Raw genomic sequence first — 768 nt, 5'->3', positions numbered from 1 at the left:
TTGAGTTGAAACGAAGAAAAAGTGTTAGTAGAAAATCGCCTTCGATTTTCCACCAACACAAAATATTATAGAACCGATTTTAATCCTCTATTTTTCATGATTCTACTAATTTTTCGTCGGCTGATCTGAATGCCTCGTTTTGATAAGGCTTTTTTTATTTTTCTTGAGCCGTAGGCCTTTCGGCTGCGGATAAATTCTTCAGCGACTACTTCTTCAAGTTCTGATTCGTCTTTCTTTGGTTTTGATTGATAATAATAGGACTGACGTGATAGACCTAATATTCTGCACATCGCTGATATAGGGTAAAGATGCTTATTCGCATCGATTACTTGTCTCTTCGTCCGAATATCAGCGCTGCTTGCTTTAAAATATCATTTTCCATTTCTAATTGCTGGTTTCTTTTACGTAGTTCTAACAATTCTTTTTGTTCAGGCGTAAGATTATCTTTTTCTTTGAATGAACCACTCGTTTTAGATTGCTTTAGCCATTTGTCAAATGCTGAAGCCGTTAGTTCATATTCTCGAATGATTTCTACACGTGGCTTTCCAGCTAAGTAAAGATTGACGATTTGTTGCTTGAATTCTTGTGAAAAAGTTCTTCGTGTTCTCTTAGACATAAAAATTCCTTCTGGTATGTTTTCTTCTAGTCTACACACCTTAATTTTTCTGTCTAGTTAATTGTAGCCTATCCACAGGGAAAAAGAGAACCGATATTATCAGAGAGTATGATTTAACCCCGTCTACTTTTGATAAATGGGTGAAACAAGCA

General features: G+C 35.5%; 1 pseudogene. It reads right to left on the bottom strand.

Annotated elements, in window-relative coordinates:
* Positions 1-74 precede the first annotated feature (74 nt).
* A pseudogene (locus tag DVW06_RS16880) lies at positions 75-616 on the bottom strand (IS3-like element IS1485 family transposase); the annotation flags it as partial.
* Between the last annotated feature and the right edge of the window lie 152 nt (positions 617-768).

It is taken from the genome of Enterococcus sp. ARL09-542, assembly GCF_005234805.1.
Classification (GTDB): Bacteria; Bacillota; Bacilli; order Lactobacillales; family Enterococcaceae; genus Enterococcus_D; species Enterococcus_D gallinarum.
This window is presented reverse-complemented; position numbering and strand designations above follow the sequence as displayed.